Genomic DNA, 17724 nt, shown 5'->3' with positions numbered 1-17724 from the left:
GGGTGGATTGACCTCTGCATGTCATGAGGGTGGAGGACGGCCTCCCCAAGGACAGCGGCTGCGGGGTACCGTCCGGCGGACCGTTCATGACTGCCCGCTGTACGCCCGGCGAACGCATCGAGTTGTACGGACATGTGGTGGCGGATCACCTCGTCGCTCCGCCCTCGCCGGCGCCGGGTCCGCGCATGCTCGCCCTGCTCCGGTTTCCGCCCCGCCCTGCTCCGGCCTCCGGGCGGAGGCCGGAGCAGGACGGGTTCCCGTGACGGGTACGGAGGCCGGTCAGGCGGGCTTCTGGCAGAGCAGCGCGTACGGCCGCGAGGCCCAGAGTTCGTACCAGGGCTGGCTGTAGGCCACGCCGGCGACGAACTCGCCGTCGGCGCACTGCCCCTTCGAGTAGCGGTACGCGAAGTCACCGCCGCCGGCCGCCGCCGGCCGGTTGTCGCCCTTGTCGAACCAGACCGTGCGGACCGAAGTACTCAGCGGAGCAGCCGACTTGGCGCACAGGACGCCGATGGAGCGGCCGTTGCGGCTGTACCCGGTCGCGACGTGGCCGGCGGGGCACTGCGCCTTGGTGTAGCCGTACGCCCAGTCGGTGGTCACGTACGTCTCGTCGTGCACGACGGCGGACGCGTGGCCCGCGTCCCACGGGTCGGCCGTGGTGGCGCTGGTGGCGTTGGTGGCGTTGGTGCACAGGCCGCGGTCGCTGCCGTGGCTGAGCCCGATCAGCCGGCTGCCGTCCGGGCACGAGGCCTTGCGGGCTCCCGGGTCCCAGTCCGGCCGGGTCTTCAGGTAGGCGGAGCGGTTGTCGTCGCCCGCGCTGGAGTCGAGCTGGGCCCAGACCGGCGAGCCCGTCGGGGCCTGGCCGACGCTCTGCGAGGTGATCGGCCACTCGCGGTGGAAGGCGAGGAACGGCAGCTCCTTCTCCAGGACCGGAGTCCCGAGGACGGCGAGGCGGGCCATCAGCGCACCGTCGATGTCGAGGCCGCCGTAGAGGTCGAGCGTGCCGTTGACGCTGGGCGTCGCGCCGCCGAGGACGACCGAGCCGTTCACCGCGGTCCGCAGATAGGGCTCGATGGAGGCCTTCACGCCGACCGCGTCGTAGAGGGCGATGGAACCCTCGGCCAGCAGGCCGGTCCGCACGGAGGCGTTGCCGCTGAGGGCGAGGCGCAGCGGGGAGACGGTGGACGTGCCGGGCTCGGTGGTGGTGGTCCAGCCCTGGCCGCCGGCGTAGTCGGAGTGCACGCCCCAGTGACCGTCGTACGACTGCTCGGCGTCGATCGTCACCGTCCCGTCCGCACTGATGGCGGCGGACAGCGTGAGGTTCAGGTTGATCACGACCGGCAGCGGACCGACCATCACCACCGGGCTGGCGCCGAGCTTGGCGAGCGGGATCTTGACGGAGGCGCCGGCAGCGAGGTTGGTGCCGCTGACGTGCCAGTCGGCGTGGGCGCCGAGGTCGAAGCCGACCCGGGCCTGCTGGGGCGCGAGGACGCCGAGGCCGCCCTGGTAGGAGAAGCTCACGGCGGGGTCGATCCGGACCGAGCCGGACAGCCGGACCGAGGAGCCGTTGGGCAGCGGGACGGTGGCGTCGGCGCTCAGGCCGAGACCGCTCGTGATGGTGCCCCGGCCGCTGGTCGGGCCTATGTCGACGGACGCCTTGAGGCCCTCGACCTGCGGCGCGACCCGGATCGAGGCGGGGTCGACCGGAGCCTTGAGGCTGGTGTTGGCGTCACCGAGCAGTTCCGGGAGGGTCGCCGGGCGGGTGGTGACGGCGACCGTCCCGTCGGTGGCCTCCTTCACCCCGGTGACGGCGACCAGGGCGCCCTGCGGGGCGGCCGGCGTGGGCGGACTGTCGATCAGCCGGCCGGGCTGGACGTCGGCCGTCGAGGTGCCGGGGGTGGCGGCGTTCCCGGCCGCATTCCCGGTCGCATTCCCGGTCGCGTTCCCGGCCGCGGTGAGCACGGCGTCGCCGGTCCTCGGGTCGTAGGAGGTCAGCGCCAGCGCGGGTGCGCCGGTGGGCGTGGCGGGGGCGGCGGGCGCGGCGGGCGCGGCGGCCCCGGCGGACTCGCCCCCCTCGGCCGGGGTCGCCACGGTGGCGGTTGACACGCCGTCGGCCGCGGGCGCCAGAGTCGCCGCAGTGGCGGGAACATCGGCCGGGGCGGTGGCTGTGGCCGTGGCCGGGGCGGTGGCGCCCGCCACAGGGGCGGGTGCCGCCACGGCGACGTCCAGGGTGAAGCCGGAGAAGACGAGCAGAGCGCTGGTCGCGGCGGCAGGGAATAAGAGCTTGCGTTTGGCCACGTGAGGTCCTTCCGGGTCGGCGGAGGTCTGATGCTGTGCAGCCAAGTCTTTCGGGAGCTGCTTACCCAGGACCTCGCACCAACCAAAGCCTCCCCGGACGCATCGTGAACTTCCCGTGTCCGCTTCGAAGTCGAACCATCCACCGGTACGGCACAGGCCGGCGGGGGCGGGCGCGGGCGGGCGGGGTGGGCGCTCACCTGATCGCCCGTCAGTTCCGCCGTGCAACCGGCCGCCCGCAGCCGCCGTCGTCCCGGCCGGCGATGCCGACAGCCAGAGGCGAGCCGGCCTCGGCCGACGGTCGTCCGGGCGATCAGGGTCACCCGGCCATCAGGGTCGTACGACGAGCCCTCCGTGCGGCCCCGGTCGAGGCGGGGACCGTACGGAGGGCTCGGCGTTCCACGGCGCAGCCGATCGGCGGCCCCGAGAGGTGGATCAGCCCAGGATGGCGGGGTCCTCGGCGAGTTCGGCGAGCAGGGCGTCCAGCTTCGCGCGGTCGACCGAGGGCATCACGAAGACGTGCACGTAGCTGCGGCGGGTCGACTCGTCGCCCGGGACGAGCAGCACGTCCTGCGAGGACAGCGACCACTTCGCCACCAGCTCGGCGCTCGGCTTGCGGAACCGCACGGTGACGGCGCCCGGGGTGCGGGCCGGCCAGAGGGCGACGCCGAGCTCCTGCTCCATGGCCAGCAGGCGCCGCTCCAGGTAGTCGGCGAGCTCCTGCGCGGTCCGGATCCGGTCGACCTGGTCCTGGTAGGAGTGGCGGGACAGGTGGTCCCAGATGATCAGCGGGGAGAACCCGTTGCGGGAGCCGGCGAAGGTGGTGTCGGGCGCGCCTATGTAGTCCGGCTGGGACGGCGGCGAGATCTGGTACTTCACCTTCGTCATGTAGATGCCGCAGGGCCACGGCGCGCCGGCCCACTTGTGGCCGCTCATCGCGATCGAGGAGACCATGTCGACCTCGCCGGCCCCGGTGGTGGGCAGGGCCAGTCCGAAGTCGAACTCCGGCAGCTCCGCCTCCGGCGTCCAGCCGTACGCCGGGTCCTGGGAGGCCATCCGCAGGAACGGCGCGTAGCCCGCGCCGAGCGCGCCGTCCACGTGGATCCAGAAGCCGCGGCGCACGTCGACCAGCGGCTGCCCGGTGTGCGGGTCCGTCCCGTACACCACCTCGCGCCGCAGCAGGCCGTGCCGCTCGAAGATCGGCAGCAGGCGCTCGCAGACCGTCCGGACGTCGTCGTGGGCGCCCTTGAAGGTGCTGCCGAGGTTGAGGTTGACGAAGACCGGGTGCCCCTTGGCGGCGAAGAACTCGACCAGCACGGCGAGCGCGTCGACGTCGATCTCGCCCGGGCCGTCCCACGAGTACCCGGACAGGCCCGGGCGGGACGGCACCTCGGCCGGCCACTCGCGGCGCCCGGTGGCCGGGTCGACCAGCGGGCACTCGTCCGGGTACAGCTCCAGGCCGACGGCCTGGAAGGTCTCGACGGCCAGCACGCGGACGGCCTTGGCGAAGGAGTAGTGGGTGTCCTCGGAGTAGAAGGCCACCGGGCGGTGGGCATTCGGGTTGTGCCGGTCGGGCGCGGCCTGGACGTAGCGCACCTCGTCGCGGGGGGCGGCCGGCGGGTGGATCAGCGCCTTGCCGCTGAGGTAGTCGCGGGCGTTCCAGAGCGCGTACATGTTGCCCTCGGTCGAGCCCATGGACAGCATGTAGCCCCAGTACGACTCGGGGTCGGCGGGGTCGTGCGGGCGCTTCGCGTGCCACAGCTCCGCGTAGTAGTCGAGGACGGCGCGCTCGACGACCTTGGTGTTCGGCTTGTAGCCGCCGCTCTGGAACGGGTCCCCGAGGTTGTTGATGTTGTTCGGCATGAACCGGGCCAGGTCCAGCGCGGTGCCCTGCATGTCCTGGGTCGCCTGGTAGCCGACCAGGTGCTTGCGCTTGCGCGTCAGGTACTCGTCCACCGTGTCCAGCGCGCGCAGCCGCTGGGCGTCGTCCAGTCCGGCTGCGGGGAGCACGAAGTCCCCGCCGTCCAGCTCCGGGCCCGGGTCGACGGCGGTCGCGGCGGTGGTCGCGGGCGCGGTCGCAGGCGCGGCGAAGGTGGCGGTCGGGCTCATGGGCGGGGCACTCCGGGCGTGGTGGGGAGGTCGAGGGGCGTTCGCCGCCCGCGCCCAGGATGGAACTCTCCAGCGATTCTGGGAAGCTCCTCCGAACAAGATTCGGTCGAAGGCCGGATGGGTTTGCTCATCGACGGATTCGGCTGGAATCCTGGCGGGCATGCCGAACAATCCGCAGCACCGGCGGACCCCCATCGACGACACGGACCGGGCGATCATCCGCGCCCTCGCCGACAACGCCCGCATCCCGAACAACGCCCTCGCCGAGGCGGTGGGCATCGCCCCCTCCACCTGCCTGGCCCGCGTCCGCGCCCTCCAGGAACGCAACGTCATCCGCGGCTACCGCGCCGAGGTCGACCCGGCGGCCATCGGCCTGCCGCTCCAGGCGATGATCTCGGTCCGGCTGCGCGCCCACACCCGCGAGCAGAACGAGAGCTTCCGCAGCACCGCCCCCGACCTGCCCGGCGTCCTGGCCGTCTTCCACATGGCCGGCTCCGACGACTACCTCCTGCACGTCGGCGTCGCCGGTCCCGAGGCCCTGCGCGACTTCGTCGTCGACCACCTCACCACCCACCCGGCGGTGGCCCAGACCCGCACCAACCTGATCTTCGAGCAGATAGCGGGCCGCCGCTACCTGGGGCACGTCTGACCCTTCCCGCCGGGCACGCGTCGTCTCCCACCGGGCACGCGTCGTCCTGCCGGCGGGCGCACGGCTTCCCGCCGGCGGGAAGCCGGTGCCGCCCCGCCGGGCACCCTCGCGCGGCGATTCGCGAGGGACCGCCGGCATCCCCTTGGCCGTCGATGGCTACGGCCCCCTTCCCTCCACTACCTGAAACGATGGAACGTCCTCGACCGCCCGCGCGGGCCACCAGCCGATCCACCGGCGAGGACCGCCGGAGGAGTCGGACGCCCAGCCATCCCATCCCACGGCGCTGTGCGACGGCACCGCCTGAGTCGGACTCATGCTTCAAGAAATCAACCGACTCAGCCTTAAGGACCGCTTACGGTTACAGGCATTGACGTGTCCAGGCCCGGACGGGAGGGTGACGACCAGGCGGCGCAGTCCGCGCTGCCGGCCCGCCCCCACCACCTCCGGAGCCCCCGTGATCACTCGCCGGACCATGCTCGGCGCCTCCGTCGCGGCCCTGACCGCGCCGGCCCTGTTCGCCCTGTCCCCGACCGCTGACGGCAGTACCACCCCGCAGCGGCTCGACGTCGATCTGGTCAACACCGTGTCGTCCCAGCCGGTTTACGCCTACGTCCTCGGCCTCGACCCGGCCCGGGGCAACAGCTGGGCCTTCCTGCGCTCCGACGGCAGCACGCTCTACCACCCGTCCTCCCCCGCCGCCCCCGGCGCGCCGCTCGGCGCCGACTGTGCCATCGCGCTGGGTGCACCCGGCGGCACCCCGAGGCGGATCCAACTGCCCTACCTCTTCAGCGGACGGATCTACTTCTCCATCGGTCGCGAGCTGGTCTTCCTGGTCAACCCTGGCCCGGGCATCGCGCTGCCCTCGGTGAGCAACCCGAGCGACCCCAACATCGGTACCTCCTACGGGTTCTGCGAATTCACCTACGGGCCGGACCAGTTGTACGCCAACATCAGCTACGTCGACTTCGCCGCCGTCCCGATCGCGTTCGACCTGACCGCCGCCGGGGGACGGCAGAGCGTCCGCGGCCTGCCCGCCGGCGGCCTGGAGTCCGCCGCGAACGCGCTGCGCACGCAGGCCGCCGGCGACGGCGGCGACTGGGCCCGGCTGATCGTCCCCGACTCCGCCGGCCGGACCCTGCGCATCCTCAGCCCCAACACCGCGATCAGCGCCGATCCGTCGCTGTTCAACGGCTACCTGGACGGTTACCTCGCCGCCGTGTGGCAGAAGTACCAGAGCACCGACCTGGTGATCGACACCCAGGCCGGGTGGGGCACCGTCACCGGCCGGGTCAGCAACGGCGTGCTCACCTTCCCCGGAGTCGGCGGCTTCGCCAAGCCCTCCACCGCCGCCGTCTTCAACTGCAGCTCGGCGCCGTTCACCACCGGCAACGACCTGATGGGCAACCTGAGCGCCCGGCTCGCCGCCGCGCTCAACCGCACCACCCTGCTGGAGAATCCGCACCAGCCGGACGGCGAGAACCCGGCCGCCTTCTACACCGCCACGCGCACCAACCACTACGCCCGCATCCTGCACGCGACCAACCCCGACCACCTCGGCTACGCGTTCCCGTACGACGACGTCCACCCGGCCGGCGTGGACTTCGAGGGCAGGGTGCAGTCGGCGAGCCCGACCCTGCTCTCCGTCACCGTCGGAGGCGCCCAGGGCCCGGCCGACCCCGGGCCGTCGCCGCAGCCCGGCGGCGGGACGAGCGCGTTCGGCACCATCCAGGCCGAGTCCCACAGCTCGCAGTCCGGCACCGCACCGGAGACCTGCGGCGACACCGGCGGCGGCCAGGACATCGGCTGGATCGCGAACGGCGACTGGCTCGGCTACGCCGGCGTGGACTTCGGCAGCTCCGGCGCGACCCGGTTCCAGGCCCGGGTCGCCTCCGGCGCCGCCCCCGGGGTCAGCGGCCTGGTCCAGGTCCGGCTGGACAGCCCGACCGCCGCACCGGTCGGCAGCTTCGCCGTCGCCAACACCGGCGGCTGGCAGAGCTGGCGGACGGTGCCCACCGACATCACCCGGACCACCGGCAGGCACACCGTGTACCTCACCTTCACCAGCGGGCAGGGCGCCGACTTCGTCAACCTCAACTGGTTCACGTTCGGCTAGGCACCCCCGCCCGGAGCATCCGGCGGGCCGGAGAGGGACGCCCGCGCTGCGGAACGCGGCCGGGGAGGCCGTTGCGGTCCTCTCGCACGAAGTCGTCCTCGGCAGGCCGAGCCGCCGCAGAGGGACCGCAGCCGCCAGGAGGGCTGTCTGCCGGTGGCCACTGGTCCGCCGGCAGACAGCAGCGATGTTCAGCTGTCGCAGCCCCGGGTAGCCACGAATCCTGTTCCGCCGGACATGCACCGGTGCTCGACTCGGCCAACCCGTCCGGCGTCTCCGGCCGGCCCGACGCCCGCGTCGCGCCCGGTGGGCGGCCATCATGCCGCGATCCCAGGCATACCAAAGACGTCGCTCGTCACAGCAGTTGGTTGAATGCCCGGCCGGCGTCGCCCACGGCCTCGGGGTGGACGTCGCGGGCGGTTCGACCGTCGGTGATCTTCACAGGGCAGCGCTTCATGAACCTGGCTGCACTCATCAGGCCTCCCTGGAATCGATCATCCGGGGAACCGGGAGGCGCTCTACCAGCGGACCGCCGAGATCAGTCCGCCGGGCTGCTCCTCGCGCTGCGGCGGGGTGCTGACCGGGCGGCCGTAGGCGGCACCGCACTCGCGCAGGGTGCGGCTGCGGGCCTCCCAGCCGTGCCCGGCCAGCCAGCCCACCGGGTCGTCGGGCGTCTCCGAAACCCACATGGACGCCGCCGACCCCGGCACGGCATCCACGCCGAAGCGCTCGATCACGCCGCGCGGCCCCAACGTCAGCCCCATCCGACTGCCTGCCGCCGACTGCGCGCCGATCCGGGCCAGCAGCAGCTCCACCTCGTCCTCGGGCAGATAGATCAGCAGCCCTTCGGCGATCCACACGGTCGGCACCGCCGGGTCGTGCCCTGCGGCGGCCAGCGCGGCCGGCCAATCCTCCCGCAGATCCACCGCGACGGTGATCCGCTCGCAGCGTGCGACGGCCCGCTCCCGGCGCAGCACCGAAGCCTTGAAGTCCAGTGGCGCGGCGGTGTCGACCTCGAACAGCCGGGTGCCCTCGGGCCAGTCCATCCGGAAGGCCCGGCTGTCCATGCCGGCACCGAGCAGCACGACCTGCCGGACCCCGGACGCCGAGGCCTGCTGCAACAGGTCGTCGAGGAACTTCGTCCTGATGACGATGGAGAACGACGCGCCCAGCCGACGGCGGCGCGCGGCATCGTCACCGGGTGGCGGCGAGGAGGGCAACAGGCCGCCGGCGGTAGCGAAGGCCTGTGCCAGTGGGTCGCGGAACAACGCGTTCTCCCGCTCGGTCTCCAGCGCCCGCACCCTGGCCACCCGCACCGCCGTGGCCCACACCCCCGACGGCTGCACCCGCTCCTGCTGATCAGTCACCGCGCCAGCCTAGATGATCGATTCCAAGGGGTCCCGATGAGTGGATGACGGTCCCGCCGCCCACCACGGCGACCGCGCCGGCCACCCTGGCCGTTCACGGAGTCCTCCTCAGCGTCGACTACCGGCTGCTGCCGCACGCCGACTGGCAGAGCGGCGTCGGTCACGTGAACGCCGCCGTCGGGTGGGTGCGGGGCAAGCGCGGCCACCCCCTGCGCCGCCCCGCACACCCGCCCGTCCACGCCCGCTGTTGTCGGCGGCCCCCGTTACGGTCGTCCCCATGAACACCGAATCCGCCAGCCGGTACGAGCCGTTGCCCGGACGGGTCGGCCACGTCGCCGCCATCGAGTCGCTCACGCTCGACGGGCGCCGCCACTTCTTCGGCTTCGACCACCGCAACGACCTGGTCGTCTCGCCCCTCATCGACGACCCGGACGCGATGGCCGCGTTCGCCGCCGCCCACCTGCGCCAGAGCGACGGCCCGCACGATCCGGCGTACTGGGCCACGCTGGTCGCCGAGGCCGCCGAGGGCTCCGGCCTGGTCGAGGACGACGCCGAGCGGACGTTCACCACCGACGGCCTGCGCACCGAACTCCCGGAGCCGGGCGGCCATCTGCTCTACCTCCTCGACGCGGTCACCGAGCTCGACGAGGAGGCCGGCCTGCCTGCAGACATCGAGCAGGCCTGCGAGCGCCTGGGCTACCCCGGGCCGGACGACGACGACTTCGCCGACACCGTCGACGACTGCCTGGAGACCGTCATCACCCACGGCCCGCTCCACCACCCCGACGAGTGGACGGTCGTCCGCGGCTGCCTCGCCGCCGCGATCGACACCGTCCCGGACAACTGGGGCCTGCTGTTCGGCCCCCTCGCCGAGGGCCTGGCCCGCACCCACTGAGCCGCCACCCCGGAAGCCGTCACCTCCGGACCACCTCCGGGCCGGACCGGCCGGCGTCACTCGCAGCCCCGCCCGTGCGGCACCGAGCACCACCGCCGTACCAGCACCACCACCGCACCGAGCGCCACCACCGCACCGTTCGGTGGGCCCGTGGGACAGGGCTACGGGGCGCTCACACCTCCGCCGACACTGATCAGTCCGGTCTCGTAGGCGGCCACCACGGCCTGCGCCCGGTCCCGGAGGCCGAGCTTGGCCAGGACACGGGCGACGTGCGTCTTGACGGTCGCCTCCGAGAGCTGGAGCCGGGCCGCCAGTTCGGCGTTGCTCAGCCCTCGGCCGAGCAGGCCCATGACCTCCAGCTCCCGGGGTGTCAGCGCGGCCAGCGAACGGTGCAGTGACGCCGTGTCGCAGTCGCGGCGGGCGAAGCGTTCGACCAGACGACGGGTGATGGCCGGGGCCAGCAGGGCGTCGCCGGTGCGCACCAGGTGGACGGCGGCGGTGAGGTGCTCCGGGCTGACGTCCTTGAGCAGGAAACCGCTCGCGCCCGCCGAGAGCGCGGCGTAGACGTAGTGGTCCAGGTCGAAGGTGGTCAGGATGAGCACCCGGGGGCCGTCGGTCGCATCCGTGACGATGCGCCGGGTGGCCTCCAGGCCGTCCATGTCCGGCATCCGGATGTCCATCAGCACGACGTCGGGCCTCGTGCGGCGGACGGCTTCGACGGCCTCGACACCGTTGGCGGCCTCGGCCACCACCTCGATGCCCTCGGACATCAGGATCAGCCGGAAGCCGGTGCGCACCAGCACCTGGTCATCGGCCACCACGACGCGCAGCGGCTCGGTCACGGGCCCTCCAGGGGTATCAGCGCGCGGACCCGGTAGCCACCGCGCGGACGCGGTCCGGTCTCCAGGGTGCCGCCGTGGACGGCGAGGCGTTCGCGCAGGCCGATCAGCCCGCGTCCGCCACCGGTGGCCGCGGCGGCGCCGGGACGGCCCCCGGTGTCGGTGATCTCCACCCGAAGCCGCTCGGCGGTGTACTCGACGCTCACCTCGGCGGTCGCGCCGCCAGCATGCTTGATCGTGTTGGTCAGCGCCTCCTGCACCACGCGGTAGGCGGCCAGTTCGACCCCCGGCGGCACCGCGCGCGGAGGCCCCAGCACCGTCAGCTCCACCGGCTGTCCGGCCCGCCGGACGCCGTCGACCAGGGCATCGAGCCGGTCCACGCCGGGCTGGGGTACCAGGTCCGCCGCGGCGTCGGGACCGTCGGAGTCCATCGTCAGCAGGCCCATCACCTGGCGCAGTTCGGTCATCGCCGCCCGGCCGCCGCTCTCCACGGCGAGCAGGGCCTCACGGGCGAGGTCGGGCTTGCTGTCCATGATCTTGCGGGCGGCGCCCGCCTGAATGACCATCACCCCGACGTTGTGGGTCACCACGTCGTGCAACTCTCGCGCGATCCGCGCCCGTTCGTGCTCCACCGCCCGGTTCAGGGCCTCGACCTGCCCCCGCTCCAGGGCCAGGAGCCGTTCCCGCTGCTCGTCGACCCGGCAGCGCCACTGCCGGATCTCGTACGCCACCGCGAGCACCGGGATCAGCACGAGCAGCGCGACCACGCCGTTCGGGAACTCCGGCAGCTTCGCGCCGGTGAACAGCACCACCAGCCCGGCCGCCGCCACCGGCAGACTCGCCAGGGTGGCCGCCCGCTGGACGCAGTGCACGGTGGCGCTGTGGATCGCCACCAGGCAGACGACCCCTTCCCAGTACCCGAGGTCCCCGGAGAGCCGCCCCACCGGCACGGCGAGGACCAGCACGGCCCACAGCACCGCCAGCGGGAAGCGGCGCCGGAGCACCAGCGGCAACGGCGCGAGGAGCGCCAGGAGCGGCCGGCCGAACCAGCCGACCGGACCGTCGATGATCAGAACGTACCGGGCGCCCACCAGCGTCAGGACCACTGCCAGCGCCGCGTCGGACCATCGGCCGCCGCGTGGGGTCGGGCGTGGTGGGAGGAACCTCGTCACCGGACGATTGTGGCGGACCCCGCCGTCCCGGCGCATCCTTCCCCGTGATCATCCGCCTGCGACTTTCGGATACATCGCAAGGATGACACCGGGCGGCATGCTCCCGGTGAGGTACGCGAATTGCCCCGCCGGAGCGACGTGCCCGGCAGGCCCTCGGCGCCAGGCTTCACACCGTCACACAGCAGCGGACCGAGGGAGAAGACCCATGACCGTGCCCGTGATCGAGTTGACCGGTGTGAGCCGCCGGTACGACGAGGGGCCGCCGGCCCTGGACGCCGTGTCGCTGACCGTGGAGGCCGGGGAGTCGGTGGCGGTCCTCGGACCCTCCGGCAGCGGCAAGTCCACCCTGCTCAATCTGATCGCCGGCCTGGACCGGCCCTGCGCGGGCACGGTCACGGTGGACGGCGTCCGGGTGGACCGGCTGGGCGAGGCCGGCGCCGCCCGCTACCGCCGGGCCAAGGTCGGCATGGTGTTCCAGTTCTTCAACCTGCTGGACGACCTGACGGTGACCGAGAACGTGATGCTCCCGGCCGACCTGGCCGGAGTGGAACGTGCCGAGGCGCGCCGCCGCTCGGCGGAGCTGCTCGACGTGCTCGGGATCGCCCGCCACGCGCGCGCCCACCCGTCCCGGCTGTCAGGAGGGGAGCGCCAGCGGGTCGCAGTGGCCCGCGCCCTGATGAACCGTCCGGCCCTCCTGCTGGCCGACGAGCCGACCGGTGCGCTGGACTCCGCCTCCGGCGAGGACGTCGAACACCTGCTCACCCGACTGAACGAGGACGGCCAGACCATCGTCACCGTCACCCACGACCTGGCGCTGGCGCGCGCCTGCGCGACCCGCACCATCAGCATCGTGGACGGCCGGATCGCCACCGACACCCGGACGGAGGCCGTCCGGTGAAGGGGGTCGGACGGGTGGTGCGGTCGGGCGTGCGCCGCCGGAGGGTTCAGACGGTGGTGATCGTGCTGGCCACGGTGATCGCGGTGACGGCGTCCGTCCTCGGCGGATCACTGCTGGTGGCCTCCGGCGCGCCCTTCGACCGGGCCTTCGCCGCGCAGCGCGGGGCCCATCTGACGGCCGAGTTCGACGCCGCCCTGGCCACCGGGCCACAGCTCCGGGAGACCGCCCGGGCGGCCGGCGTCACGACCGCCGCAGGCCCGTTCCGCACCACGACGGTCGACCCGCAGGCGGACGTCGGCCTTCCCGCCGGTATGTCCCTGCCGCCGCTGCGGATCGTCGCCCGGGCCGACCCGGACGGCCCGGTCGACCGCGTCACGCTGCTCCGGGGAAGCTGGCCGGCGGGCCCCGGCCAGATCGTCCTGTCCGTCGACTACGACAGCCCCGTCGGGGAACTGGGCACGGTGCTGCGCCTCCCCGGACTCCCCGGCGGTCCCGCGCTCACCGTCGTCGGCTTCGCCCGCTCGGTCGGCCGCAGCGGCGACGGCTGGGTCGCACCGTCCGGCATCACCGCGCTGACCGGCCCCGGCACCACCGGCGGCTACCAGATGCTCTACCGCTTCGCCGCCGCGGACACCGAGGCCCGGATCGCCGCCGACCGGGCCACCCTCACCGCGGCAGCCCCGGCGGGGGCGCTGCGCGGCACGCAGTCCTGGCTCACCACCAAGCAGGGCTCCGACCGCAACACCGCGCTGTTCGTGCCCCTGCTCATCGCCTTCGGCCTGCTCGGCGTCCTGATGTCGCTGCTGATCGTCGGCGTGGTCGTCGCCGGGGCGGTCGGTACGGCCACGCGGCGCATCGGCATCCTCAAGGCCGTCGGTTTCACCCCGGCCCAGGTGGTGCGCTCCTACGTCGGCCAGGCGCTGATCCCCGCGGCGGCCGGCACCGCACTGGGCGTCGTCGCAGGCAACGCCCTGGCCGTCCCGGTGCTCTCCGCCACCGCACAGGTCTACGGCACCACCGGCACGGTCGTGGCGCCGTGGGTCGATCTCGCCGTCGTGGCGGGCGCGCTCGGCCTGGCGGCCCTCACCGCGTGGGCCGTCGCACTGCGGGCCGGCCGGCTGCGCACCGTCGACGCACTCGCCGTCGGCCGGACCACGCGCGGCGGACACGGGAGGCGCGTCACCCGGCTGACCGCCCGGCTCCCGCTCCCCGGCCCGCTCGCCCTCGGCCTCGCGCTCCCGTTCGCACGCCCCGCGCGGGCGGCCGGGATGCTCGCGGCGATCGTGTTCGGCACCGCCGCAACCACCTTCGCCGTCGGCATCACCGCCACGACGAACTGGGTGCAGACCGCCAAGAACCACGACTCCGGCGACGTCGCCGTACACCTTCTCCCCCGGCCCGGCACTTCGTCGCCCACCAGCGATCCCGCCACCCTGGCCACCGCGGTCGAACGGGCGGTCAACGGCCGGGCGGAGACGGGGTCGTACTACAGCGTCGGGCAGACGGAGGTGACCGTCGCGGGCGTGGCCGGCACCACCAGGGTCTTCGCGTTCGACGGTGACGCCTCCGGGGCCGGCTACCGGATGGTCTCCGGACGCTGGTTCCGGAGCCCCGGCGAGGCCGTCGCCCCGTCCACCTTCCTGACCGCGGCCGGCGCGCGGGTCGGGGACACCGTCCGGCTGGAGGACCACGGCCGGACGGTCCCCGTCCGGATCGTCGGCGAGGTCTTCGACCCGCACGCACAGACCAACGAAGTCCTCGCCCACGCCGCGACGTTCACCGACGTGGCGCCCCGCGGCTACTACGTCACCGTGCGGCAGGGCAGCGACGTCGCCCGCTACCTCGACGGGCTGAGCGCGGAGCTCACACCGCTGGGCGTCACCGTCGGGACCGGCCGGGGCACGGGGTCGAGCGACGTGATCGCCGCCCTCGACACGCTGACCGCCCTGCTCACCCTGATGCTGGTCGCGGTGGCGGGCCTGGGGGTGCTCAACACCGTCGTTCTCGACACGCACGAGCGCGTCCGTGAGATCGGCATCGCCAAGGCGCTCGGCATGACGCCCGGTCAGACCGTCGCGATGGTCATGGCATCGGTCACCCCCGGCGGACTGGTCGGCGGCGCCATCGGGCTGCTCGCGGGCGTCGCGCTGCACGCGGTCACCGCGCCGGCCATGGGACACCACGCCGGGCTGCACCTCCCCGGCGCGGCCGTCCACGTCTTCCCGGCGGCGGAGCTCGCCATGCTCGGCGCAGGCGGCCTGGTGATCGCCGTCGTCGGCGCGCTGCTGCCCGCCGTCCGGACCGCGCGCGCCCGTACGGTCACGGCGCTGCGCACCGAGTGACGTCCGAGGTCGGCGGGCGACCGCGATCCGGGCCTCCGCGGTGCACGGCGTGCGAGCACCCGCTCGCTCGCAGCGCCTTCCGGCAGGCCACCCGACGGTGTCCCCCGTCGTGAGCCGGAACGTCTCCGGCGCCACCCTGCGCACCGGCTCCCCTCCCGTCCGTCGGGCGCCACAGTACGCGGCCGTACCGACGCTCGGTCCGGAGCCGAGCCCCGAACAGCACGCCGCCCCGCCCCGGACGGGCATCCGGGCCGCTCGTCCCGTCGGCCGGGCCACGCCGTCAGGCACGACGGTGGTGGGCGGGGCCGGCAGGACGGGCCCGCCCACCCGGTCGGCCTTGACAGCGGCGTCGGCCGGACGTAGATCGGAAGGCATGAGTCGGTACGAGCCCGCGGAGCAGGCAGGACCGCATACCGGGGCCACCTCGGCCCGCCCGGACGCGGGCGCCGCGGCGGGAGTCGGCCGTCCCGGGCACGCGGCCGGTGCGGCGGCGGCCGGCAGTCTGCAGGCGGAATGCGAGGACGCCCTGGTGACGGCCGTGGTCAAGGCCGTCGGGGAGAGCGCCGCCCACGCCGGCAGCGTCTTCCTCCGCTCCCGGGACGGCCGCTCGATCGTACTGGCGGCCACGTGCGGCACACCGCCCTCCCTGCTCGGCGGCTGGTGGCTCATCCCGGTCAACAGCCCTCTTCCGGTGGCGGTGGCCTACCGATCGGGCCGGACGGTCCACCTGGCCGACGCCGAGGAGACGATGCGGCGCTATCCCCAGCTCTCGGTGGCCCTGCCGTACCGGTTCGGCTCGGCGTCGGTGCCGGTCAGGGCGGGGCCGGAGAGCCTGGGGGCACTGGCGGTGGTGTGGGCGGCGACACCCGGGCACGCGGGGCTGTCGAAGGCCCAGCTCCGCCACCTGCGGACCATCGCCAACCACCTCGGCGCCACCCTCACCGACCTCCGGTCCCGCGGAGGCACCCCCGAGTACGACGCCACCACGGTCCCCCTCCAGGTCCCGGCTCCCGACGTACCGGCGGTGCGGGTCGGCCTCTTCGACTGGCGGCTCGACACCGGGGCCGTGGTCGCCGACGACGAGCTGTGCGCGATCTTCGGCCTCGCGCCCGGCGCGTTCGACGGGCGGGCCGAGACGCTGGCCTCCCGGCTCCACCCCGGCGACCGGCTCTCGCTCCGGGCCGCGGCCCGCGCGGCCATCACGGACGGGAGGGTCCTCGCCCGGCGACTGCGCGTCCGCACGGCGGAGGGGTACCGCACCGTGGAGCTGTGGGGTCGCGTACCGGAGGCACCCGGGAGGGAGGTCCGCTCCCACCTGGTCGGGAGCGTGCTCGACGCCGGGGCCGGCGCCGCGGCCGTCACGGCGGTGGAACGGCTCCGGGACGGGCTCTTCTCCCTCGCCCCGGACGGCCAGGTCACCTATGCCAATCGCAGTCTTGAGCAGTTGCTCGGGGTGCCCGGCCCGGAGCTGCTCGGCCGCTGCCTCTGGGACGTCCTCCCCTGGCTGTCCGATCCCACCTACGAGGACCGGCACCGGGCCGCGATGGTCTCGCAGCAGCCCACCACCTTTCTGGTCTGCCGCCCGCCGGACCGGTGGCTGGCCTTCTCCCTCCATCCGGACGCGAACGGGGTGACCGGCAGAGTGGTGCCCTCCGGCCCCCCGCAACCGCCGTCGGCAGCGGCCGGGCCACCGGTGGGCTCCGAGGAACCGACCGGTGCTCCACCCCCTCCCGGGCCCGGGCATTCCGCCCCCGGCCGGCCGACGGCCCGGACCGCACCCGCGCGCCTCGGCGCCATCTACCGCATGATGCAGCTCGGCAGCGCGCTGACCGAGGCGGTCACCATGGACGAGGTGTGCGAGGTCGTCGCCGACCAGCTCCTGCCGGCCTTCGGCGGACAGCACCTGGCCGTCTACGTGATCGAGGAAGGCCGGCTGCACCTGCGCTTCCGGACCGGCCACCACGACCGTTTCCTGCACCGGCTGGAAGGCAGACCGCTCAACGCCCCGCTGCCCGGAACGCAGGCGCCCGCTTTCGGCGTGCCCCTGTTCATCGAGTCCCCGGGGGATCCCGTCGACGCCTTCCCGGCCGACTCCGTGGAAGGCGTCGGGGCCTGGGCCTACCTGCCGCTCATCGCCTCCAACCGTCCCGTCGGCGCCTGCATCCTCGGCTTCGACGACATCCACCACCTCACCACCAAGGACCGCGGCATCCTGACCGCGCTCAGCGGCCTGATCGCCCAGGCACTCGAACGCGCCCGCCTCTACGACGCGAAGTCCGCGCTCGCCCACGGCCTGCAGACCGCGCTCCTGCCCCACCGCCTGCCCGTCCTGCCGGGCATCCGCACCGCCGGCCGGTACCTGCCCGGCACCAGCGGGATGGACATCGGCGGCGACTGGTACGACGTGATCCCCACCGGTGACGGGGTGGCCCTCGTGGTCGGGGACGTCGAGGGCCACAACATCGCGGCAGCCGGCACCATGGGCCAACTGCGCAGCGCGGTGAGGGCTTTCGCCACGGCCGGTCACTCACCCGGCGCCGTCCTGGCCGGCACCAACCGGATCCTGGTCGGCCTCGACCCCGGACTGCTCGCCAGCTGCTGCTACATCCGCGTCGAACCGGGCACCGACCGCGCCTACGCCGTCCGCGCCGGGCACTGCCCGCCCCTGCTGCGCCGCCCCGACGGCAGCACGGACGTCCTGGAGCTGGCAGGCGGCCCGCTCCTCGGTGTCGACGGCACCAGCACCTATCCCGAGACCCGGCTGGACCTTCCCCGCGGGTCGATCCTCGCCCTCTACACCGACGGCCTCGTCGAGGAACGCGGCAGCGACATCGATCTGGGCATCGACGACCTGCGGGCCTCGCTGGCCCACGCCCGCGCCGGAGACCTCGAGGAACTCGCCGACCAACTGCTGCGGAAGGCCCGACGCTCCCCGCGCCGCTCCGACGACATCGCCCTGCTGCTCACCGCCTACCACCCCGAGTAGGGACGGTGCCTCCGCCCCGGGTGGGGACGTGACTCGCGCCCCGAGTGGGAACCGCCGCCGAC

11 protein-coding genes are annotated in these 17724 nt (G+C 73.8%); 6 read left to right on the top strand and 5 right to left on the bottom strand.

All coding sequences use genetic code 11. The annotated features are described in order from the left end of the window. Positions 1–279: 279 nt before the first annotated feature. Together J5Y04_RS26750 and J5Y04_RS26745 are read right to left on the bottom strand one after the other, a co-directional pair. Positions 280–2298 (bottom strand): hypothetical protein, encoded by a 2019-nt coding sequence (locus J5Y04_RS26750; protein WP_209414952.1) that lies wholly within the window; start codon positions 2296–2298, stop codon positions 280–282. Positions 2299–2730: 432 nt separating this feature from the next. Further along, positions 2731–4404: a histidine decarboxylase gene (locus tag J5Y04_RS26745; protein WP_209414951.1), complete on the bottom strand. Its 1674-nt coding sequence runs from the start codon at positions 4402–4404 to the stop codon at positions 2731–2733. A gap of 160 nt (positions 4405–4564) precedes the next feature. Between J5Y04_RS26745 and J5Y04_RS26740 the strand changes: the two genes are divergently transcribed. Next, complete coding sequence (locus J5Y04_RS26740) at positions 4565–5053, top strand: Lrp/AsnC family transcriptional regulator (RefSeq protein ID WP_209414950.1); 489 nt, start codon at positions 4565–4567, stop codon at positions 5051–5053. A 454-nt stretch (positions 5054–5507) separates the two neighbouring features. Then, entirely contained in the window at positions 5508–7166 is a 1659-nt protein-coding gene (locus J5Y04_RS26735) for a beta-1,3-glucanase family protein (protein ID WP_307853307.1), read from the top strand. Positions 7167–7681: 515 nt separating this feature from the next. Here J5Y04_RS26735 and J5Y04_RS26730 read toward each other — a convergent pair. Next, entirely contained in the window at positions 7682–8494 is an 813-nt protein-coding gene (locus J5Y04_RS26730; RefSeq protein ID WP_209414987.1) for a class I SAM-dependent methyltransferase, read from the bottom strand. A gap of 313 nt (positions 8495–8807) precedes the next feature. On the opposite strand from J5Y04_RS26730, the gene J5Y04_RS26725 reads away from it, so the two are divergent. After that, complete coding sequence (locus tag J5Y04_RS26725) at positions 8808–9425, top strand: hypothetical protein (RefSeq protein WP_209414949.1); 618 nt, start codon at positions 8808–8810, stop codon at positions 9423–9425. 161 nt (positions 9426–9586) lie between these two features. Here the strand turns inward: J5Y04_RS26725 and J5Y04_RS26720 are convergent, their stop codons facing one another. Both J5Y04_RS26720 and J5Y04_RS26715 read right to left on the bottom strand, forming a co-directional pair. Then, positions 9587–10267 (bottom strand): response regulator transcription factor, encoded by a 681-nt coding sequence (locus J5Y04_RS26720; RefSeq protein WP_209414948.1) that lies wholly within the window; start codon positions 10265–10267, stop codon positions 9587–9589. Next, the gene (locus tag J5Y04_RS26715) at positions 10264–11436 is read right to left on the bottom strand and encodes a histidine kinase (protein ID WP_307853306.1); all 1173 of its coding nucleotides are present in this window, start codon (positions 11434–11436) and stop codon (positions 10264–10266) included. The genes J5Y04_RS26720 and J5Y04_RS26715 overlap by 4 nt, the downstream gene beginning before the upstream one ends. A gap of 205 nt (positions 11437–11641) precedes the next feature. Between J5Y04_RS26715 and J5Y04_RS26710 the strand changes: the two genes are divergently transcribed. The 3 genes from J5Y04_RS26710 to J5Y04_RS26700 all read left to right on the top strand — a co-directional run bounded on the left by J5Y04_RS26710 (position 11642) and on the right by J5Y04_RS26700 (position 17662). Further along, complete coding sequence (locus tag J5Y04_RS26710) at positions 11642–12334, top strand: ABC transporter ATP-binding protein (protein WP_209414946.1); 693 nt, start codon at positions 11642–11644, stop codon at positions 12332–12334. A 53-nt stretch (positions 12335–12387) separates the two neighbouring features. After that, positions 12388–14676, top strand: coding sequence for an FtsX-like permease family protein (locus J5Y04_RS26705; RefSeq protein ID WP_307853305.1), 2289 nt, complete (start codon positions 12388–12390; stop codon positions 14674–14676). A 373-nt stretch (positions 14677–15049) separates the two neighbouring features. Then, entirely contained in the window at positions 15050–17662 is a 2613-nt protein-coding gene (locus J5Y04_RS26700; RefSeq protein WP_209414944.1) for a SpoIIE family protein phosphatase, read from the top strand. The last annotated feature ends 62 nt before the right edge of the window (positions 17663–17724 follow it).

Origin of the sequence: Kitasatospora sp. RG8 (genome assembly GCF_017813315.1) — a bacterium.
Taxonomy (GTDB): domain Bacteria; phylum Actinomycetota; class Actinomycetes; order Streptomycetales; family Streptomycetaceae; genus Kitasatospora.
This window is presented reverse-complemented; position numbering and strand designations above follow the sequence as displayed.

Excerpts from the sequence above, each read along its gene's own strand:
- J5Y04_RS26745 (WP_209414951.1), bottom strand. The coding sequence starts at position 4,404 with ATGAGCCCGACCGCCACCTTCGCCGCGCCTGCGACCGCGCCCGCGACC.
- J5Y04_RS26740 (WP_209414950.1), top strand. The coding sequence starts at position 4,565 with ATGCCGAACAATCCGCAGCACCGGCGGACCCCCATCGACGACACGGAC.
- J5Y04_RS26725 (WP_209414949.1), top strand. The coding sequence starts at position 8,808 with ATGAACACCGAATCCGCCAGCCGGTACGAGCCGTTGCCCGGACGGGTC.
- J5Y04_RS26710 (WP_209414946.1), top strand. The coding sequence starts at position 11,642 with ATGACCGTGCCCGTGATCGAGTTGACCGGTGTGAGCCGCCGGTACGAC.
- J5Y04_RS26700 (WP_209414944.1), top strand. The coding sequence starts at position 15,050 with ATGAGTCGGTACGAGCCCGCGGAGCAGGCAGGACCGCATACCGGGGCC.